Origin of the sequence: Kitasatospora sp. NPDC059747 (assembly GCF_042732955.1) — a bacterium.
Lineage (GTDB): Bacteria > Actinomycetota > Actinomycetes > Streptomycetales > Streptomycetaceae > Kitasatospora.
The window spans coordinates 1-7,210 of sequence record NZ_JBHWGV010000220.1 but is presented as its reverse complement, the minus strand read 5'-3'; the positions used below and the strand labels follow the sequence as shown (position 1 = coordinate 7,210).

The 7,210-nt window shown below is 77.8% G+C and carries 1 protein-coding gene; it reads left to right on the top strand.

Annotated elements, in window-relative coordinates; translation table 11 throughout:
- Positions 1–7,210, top strand: a 7,210-nt coding sequence (locus ACFV4G_RS42505; RefSeq protein WP_380448865.1) for an SDR family NAD(P)-dependent oxidoreductase, incomplete at both ends; no start/stop codon positions are given.

The window sequence follows — 7,210 nt, the reverse complement described above, 5'->3', positions numbered from 1 at the left end:
CCGCGCACCTGCGCGCCGAACTGGCGGGCACGGCGGCCGTCCTGGAGCCGGTGGCCGCCGTCGCCGCCGACGAGCCGATCGCGATCGTCGCGATGGCCTGCCGCTTCCCCGGCGGCGTCGAGTCGCCGGAGGACCTCTGGCGGCTGCTCGCCGAGGGCCGAGACGCGGTGGGCCCGTTCCCGGCCGACCGGGGCTGGGACACCGACCGCCTGCACCACCCGGACCCGGACCACGAGGGCACCAGCTACGTCGCCGAGGGCGCCTTCCTCACCGCCCCGGCCGACTTCGACGCCGCCTTCTTCGGCATCTCCCCGCGCGAGGCCCTCGCGATGGACCCGCAGCAGCGGCTCCTGCTGGAGACGGTCTGGGAGGCCGTCGAGCGCTCCGGCATCGACCCCGGCGCCCTGCACGGCTCGCGGACGGGCGTGTTCGTCGGCTCCAACTTCCAGGACTACCAGCTGCTGCTGGACCCGGCCCGGGAGGGCGTCGCCGGGCACGTGATGACGGGCAACGCCGCCAGCGTGATCTCGGGCCGCGTCGCCTACACGCTCGGCCTGGAGGGCCCGGCCGTCACGGTCGACACCGCGTGCTCGTCCTCGCTGGTCGCCCTGCACCTGGCCGCCCAGGCGCTGCGCCGCGGCGAGTGCACGCTCGCGCTCGCGGGCGGCGTGACGGTGATGTCCACGCCGCAGGTGTTCGTCGAGTTCTCGCGCCAGCGCGGTTTGGCCCCCGACGGCCGCTGCAAGCCGTTCGCGGACGCGGCGGACGGGACGGGCTGGGCCGAGGGCGTCGGCGTGCTGCTCGTCGAGCGGCTCTCGGACGCGCGGCGCAACGGGCACCCGGTGCTGGCCGTCGTGCGCGGTTCCGCCGTCAATCAGGACGGTGCCTCCAACGGGCTGACGGCGCCCAACGGCCCGTCGCAGCAGCGGGTGATCCGGGCCGCCCTCGCTGACGCCGGTCTGACGCCCGCCGAGGTCGACGCCGTCGAGGCGCACGGCACCGGCACCCGCCTCGGCGACCCGATCGAGGCCCAGGCCCTGCTCGCCACCTACGGCCAGGACCGCGAACACCCGCTGCTCCTGGGCTCGGTGAAGTCCAACCTCGGCCACACCCAGGCCGCCGCCGGCGTCGCGGGCGTGATGAGGACCGTGCTCGCGATGCAGCACGGCGAGCTCCCGAAGTCCCTGCACATCGACGGGCCGACCGCGCAGGTCGACTGGACCGCCGGCGCCGTCGAGCTGCTGAGCGAGGCGCGCACGTGGCCCGAGACCGGACGGCCGCCGCGCGCCGGCGTCTCCTCGTTCGGCGTGAGCGGCACCAACGCCCACGTGATCCTCGAAGCGGCCCCCGAGCCCGAGCCGCTGCCCGAGCGCCCGGCCGCCGGCCGCCCGCTGCCCTGGCTGCTCTCCGCCCGGAGCCCCGAGGCCGTGCGCGAGCAGGCCCGCCGCCTCGCCGCCCACGTCCGTGCGGCCGAGCCCGCCCTGGACGACGTCGCCCGCTCGCTCGTCACCACCCGCGCCGCCCTGGAGCACCGGGCCGCCGTCGTCGCGCCCGACCGGGCCGGGCTCCTGGACGGCCTGGACGCGCTCGCCGACGGCCGCGCCACCCCCGCCGTCCTGGAAGGACAGGCCGCGGGGGACGGCGCACCGGTGTTCGTGTTCCCCGGCCAGGGCTCCCAGTGGGCCGGCATGGCCGTCGAACTCCTGGACACCGCACCGGTGTTCGCGCAGCGCTTCGCCGAGTGCGCGGCGGCCCTCGAACCGTTCACCGACTGGTCGGCGACCGGGGTCCTGCGCGGCGAGCCCGGCGCACCCGGCTTCGACCGCGTCGACGTCGTGCAGCCCGTGCTGTTCGCCGTCATGGTGTCGCTCGCCGAACTGTGGCGCGCGCACGGCGTCGAACCGGCCGCCGTACTCGGCCACTCCCAGGGCGAGATCGCCGCCGCGTGCGTGGCCGGCGCGCTCTCCCTGGACGACGCCGCCCGCGTCGTCGCCCTGCGCAGCCGGGCCATCCGGCAGCTCGCCGGCCTCGGCGGCATGGTCTCGGTGGCCGAGCCGGTCGCCGCCGTCCGCGAGCGCCTCGCCCACTGGGACGAGCGCATCTCCGTCGCCGCCGTCAACGGCCCCGGCTCGGTGGTGGTCTCGGGCGACCCCGAGGCTCTGGAGGAGCTGATCGCCGACTGCGAGCAGGCCGGCGTCCGGGCCCGCCGCATCCCCGTCGACTACGCCTCGCACTCCGCGCACGTCGAGCGCATCGAGCACGAGCTGCTCGACCTCCTCGCGCCGATCACCCCGCGCAGCGCCGACGTCCCGTTCTGCTCGACCGTCACCGGCGCCGTGATCGACACCGCCGGACTCGACGCCGCCTACTGGTACCGCAACCTGCGCCACACCGTGGAGTTCGAGCAGGCCACCCGCACCCTGCTGGCCGCGGGCCACCGGGTGTTCGTCGAGGTCAGCCCGCACCCCGTGGTGACCACCGGCGTCCAGGAGACCATCGAGGACGGCGGCCTGCCCGCCGCCGCCCTCGGCACGCTGCGCCGCGACGAGGGCGGCCCCGGCCGCTTCCTGCTCGCCCTCGCCGACGCCCGCAACCACGGCGCCCGGGTGGACTGGGACCTCCTGTTCGCCGGCACCGGCGCGCGCGCCACCGAGCTGCCGACGTACCCGTTCCAGCGGCAGCGCTACTGGCCGCGCCCCGGCGGCACCGGCGGCGACGTCACCACGGCGGGCCTGGCCGCGCCGGAGCACCCGCTGCTCGGCGCCGCTGTCGAACTCGCCCAGGGCGGCGGGCTGGTGGCCACCGCCCGCTGGTCGCTGCACACCCACCCGTGGCTCGCCGACCACGCCGTCGCTGGCACCGTCGTGGTGCCCGGCGCCGCGCTGGTCGAGGCGGTCGTCCGGGCCGGCGACGAGCTCGGCTGCGGACGCATCGAGGAACTGACCCTGCACGCGCCGGTCCTGCTGCCCGAGCGCGGCGCGCTCCAGGTGCAGATCGAGGTCGGCGCCCCCGACGACACGGGCCGCCGCCCGGTCGCCCTGCACACCCGCCCCGCCGACGCGGACGCGCCCGAGGGTTGGACCCGGCACGCCGACGGCGGCGTCGCCCCCGACCGCACCCTCGCCCCCGCGGGGGCCGAACCCGGGCCGACGGCCGCCGCCTGGCCGCCCGCCGGCGCCGAGCCGATCGACGTCGACGGCTTCTACCCGGGCCTGCGCGAACAGGGCTACGGCTACGGCCCGGTGTTCCAGGGCGTGCGCGCGGCCTGGCGCCTCGGCGACGCCGTCCACGCCGAGGTCGAGCTGCCCGGGCCGGCCCGCGCCGACGCCGCCCGCTACGGCCTGCACCCCGCCCTCCTCGACGCCGCCCTGCACCCCGCCGGGCTCGGCCCGCTGGCGGGCCGCCCAGGGCTGCCCTTCGCCTGGACCGGCGTCACGCTCCACGCCGCCGGGGCCACCGCGCTGCGGGTGACGCTCACCCCGGCCGGGCCCGACGCGGTGTCCGTCGCGATGGCCGACCCGGCCGGCCGGCCGGTGGCCGCCATCGAGGCCCTGGCCGTGCGCCCGCTCGCCGAGGGCGCCCTCGACCCGGCCGCCCGGGTGGCCCGCGAGGCGCTCTTCCACCTGGACTGGCCGGCCCTGACCCTCCCCGAGCCGGGGCCGGCCCCCGCCCGCTGGACCGTCCTCGGCGAGCCGCCCGCCCACGCGGCGGCCCTCTCCGAGGCGGGCGTCACCCTGACGGACGCCGCCGCCGCCGATCTGACGGTCGTGGAGCTGAGCGGCGACGACCCGCTCGCCGCCCTCGAACGCGCCCTCGCCGTCCTCCAGGACCAGCTCGCCGAGGACCGTCCCCTGCTGGTCCTGACCCGCCGCGCCGTCGCCGCCGACCCCGCCGAGGACGTCCACGACCTGCCCGCCGCCGCCGTCCACGGCCTGGTCCGCTCCGCGCAGAGCGAGCACCCCGGCCGCATCGTCCTCGCCGACCTGGACGACGACCCCGCCTCCTGGCGCGCCCTGCCCGCCGCGCTCGCCACCGGGGAACCCCGGCTCGCCCTGCGCCACGGCACCGCCCACGCCCCCCGCCTGGCCCGCGCCCACACCGCCGGGCCGCTGCCCGTGCCCGACGGCCCGTGGCGCCTCGACATCCGCACCAAGGGCACCGTCGACAACCTCGAACTCCTGCCGAGCCCCGACGCGGCCGCACCGCTCGCCGAGGGCGAGGTCCGCATCGAGGTCCGCGCCGCCGGCCTCAACTTCCGCGACGTCCTCAACGCCCTCGACATGTACCCCGGCGGCGCCCGCTTCCTCGGCGCCGAGGCCGCCGGAGTCGTGCGCGAACTCGGCCCCGGCGTCACCGGACTCGCCGTCGGCGACCACGTCATGGGCATGGTCACCGGCGGGTTCGGCCCGCTCGCCGTCGCCGATCACCGCGTGCTCGCCCGCGTCCCCCGGGGCTGGACCTTCGCCCAGGCCGCCTCCGTCCCGGTCGTCTTCCTCACCGCCTACTACGCCCTGCGCGACCTCGCCGACCTCCGGGAAGGCGAACGCCTCCTCGTCCACGCCGCGACCGGCGGCGTCGGCATGGCCGCCACCCAGCTCGGCCGCCTCTGGGGCGCCGAGGTCTACGGCACCGCCAGCGAGGCCAAGCAGCACCTCCTGCGCGCCGACGGCCTGCCCGACACCGCCATCGCCTCCTCCCGCACCCTCGACTTCGAGGAGCGCTTCCGCACCGCCACCGGCGGCGAAGGCGTGGACGTCGTCCTCAACTCCCTCGCGGGGGAGTACGTCGACGCCTCGCTGCGCCTCCTCGGGCCCGGCGGACGGCTGATCGAGATGGGCCGCACCGACGTCCGCGACCCCGCCGAGGTCGCCGCCGCCCACGGCGGCGCCCGCTACCAGGCCTTCGTCCTCCAGGAGGCCGGGCCCGAGCGGATCGGGCGGATGCTCGCCGACCTGGTCGAGCTGTTCGAACAGGGCGCGCTGCAGCCCCTCCCGCTCACCTGCTGGGACGTCACCCGCGCCCGCGAGGCCTTCCGGTACATGGCCCAGGCCCGGCACACCGGCAAGATCGTGCTCACCGTCCCACGCCCCTGGGCCGCCGACGGCACCGTCCTGATCACCGGCGGCACCGGCACCCTCGGCGCCGAACTCGCCCGCCACCTGGTCACCACGCGGGGCGTCCGCCACCTGCTGCTCGCCGGCCGCAGCGGCCCCGACGCCCCCGGCGCCGCCGAACTCCTCGCCGACCTCGCGGCCCTCGGCGCCGTCGCCCGCGCCGTCGCGTGTGATACCGCCGACCGCGCCGCGCTCGCCGCCCTGCTGGCCGCCGTGCCCGCCGAACACCCGCTCACCGCCGTCGTCCACGCGGCCGGCGTCCTCGACGACGGCGTGGTCGAAGGCCTGACGGCCGACCGGCTCGCCGCCGTGCTGCGCCCCAAGGCCGACGCCGCCCGCCACCTGCACGAGCTCACCCGCGGCCTCGACCTCGCCGACCTCGTCCTGTTCTCCTCCGCCGCCGGCGTCTTCGGCTCGCCCGGCCAGGGCAACTACGCCGCCGCCAACGCCTGGCTCGACGCCCTCGCCCAGCACCGCCGCGTCGCCGGCCTGCCCACCACCGCCCTCGCCTGGGGCCTGTGGGCGCAGGCCAGCACCATGACCGCCCACCTCGGCGCGGGCGACCGGGCCCGCGCCGAGCAGTCCGGCGCGCTGACCCTCAGCACCCCGGACGGCCTCGCCCTGTTCGACGCCGCCCTCGCCGACCACCGCGCCCTCCTCGTCCCCGTCCGCCTCGACACCGCCGCCCTGCGCTCGCGCGGCTCGGCCGAACTCCCCGCCCTGCTGCGTTCCCTGCTGCGTTTTTCTCTCGGGGGTACTCCGGCCCGCCGCGCCGCGCAGGGCGCCCAGGCCGCCGACGGGCTGCGCGCCCGCCTCGCCGGGCTCAGCGCGGCCGACCGCGCCGCGGCGCTGCTCGACCTGGTGAGCGGCTGCACCGCGGCCGTCCTCGGCCACTCCTCGGCCGAGCAGGTCCACGCCGCGCGGACGTTCCGCGACCTCGGCCTCGACTCCCTGACCGCCGTGGAGCTGCGCAACCGCCTCAACACCGCGACCGGCCTGCGGCTGCCCGCGACCCTCGTGTTCGACCACCCCACCCCCGGGGCGCTCGCCGGGCACCTGGCCGACGGCCTCACCGGCACCGCCGGGGCGCCCGGGACCGGCGTCGCGCTCCAGGCGGCCGACGAGCCGATCGCGATCGTCGGCATGGCCTGCCGCTTCCCCGGCGGCGTCGCGACCCCCGACGACCTGTGGACCCTGCTGTCCGCCGGCACCGACGCCATCGCCCCCTTCCCCGCCGACCGCGGCTGGGACCTCGACCGCCTCTACGACGGAATCCCCGACCACCCCGACTCCTCCCGCACCCGCGAGGGCGGCTTCCTCGCCGACGCCGCCGGCTTCGACGCCGCCTTCTTCGGCGTCAGCCCCAACGAGGCCCTCGCGATGGACCCGCAGCAGCGGCTCCTCCTGGAGACCTCGTGGGAGGCCCTCGAACGCGCCGGCATCGACCCCGGCACGCTGCGCGGCAGCCGCACCGGCGTGTTCGCCGGCCTGTCCTCCAGCGACTACCTCGACCGGGTCGCCCGCATCCCCGACGAGGCCGCGCCGTACGTCAGCACCGGCAACGCGGCGAGCGTGATCTCCGGCCGCGTCGCTTACACGCTCGGTCTGGAGGGCCCGGCCGTCACCGTCGACACGGCCTGCTCGTCGTCCCTCGTGGCGCTCCACCTGGCCGTCCGCGCGCTGCGCGGCGGCGAGTGCACGCTCGCCCTCGCGGGCGGCGTCACCGTGATGTCGACGCCGATGATCCCGGTCGACTTCGCCCGCCAGCGCGGCCTGGCCCTCGACGGGCGCTGCAAGCCCTTCGCGGACGCCGCCGACGGCACCGGCTTCTCCGAGGGCGTCGGCGTGCTGCTCGTCGAGCGGCTCTCGGACGCGCGGCGCAACGGGCACCCGGTGCTGGCCGTCGTGCGCGGCTCCGCCGTCAACCAGGACGGCGCCAGCAACGGGCTCAGCGCCCCCAACGGCCCGGCGCAGCAGCGGGTGATCCGGGCCGCCCTGGCCGACGCCGGTCTGACGCCCGCCGAGGTCGACGCCGTCGAGGCGCACGGCACCGGCACCCGCCTGGGCGACCCGATCGAGGCCCAGGCCCTGCTCGC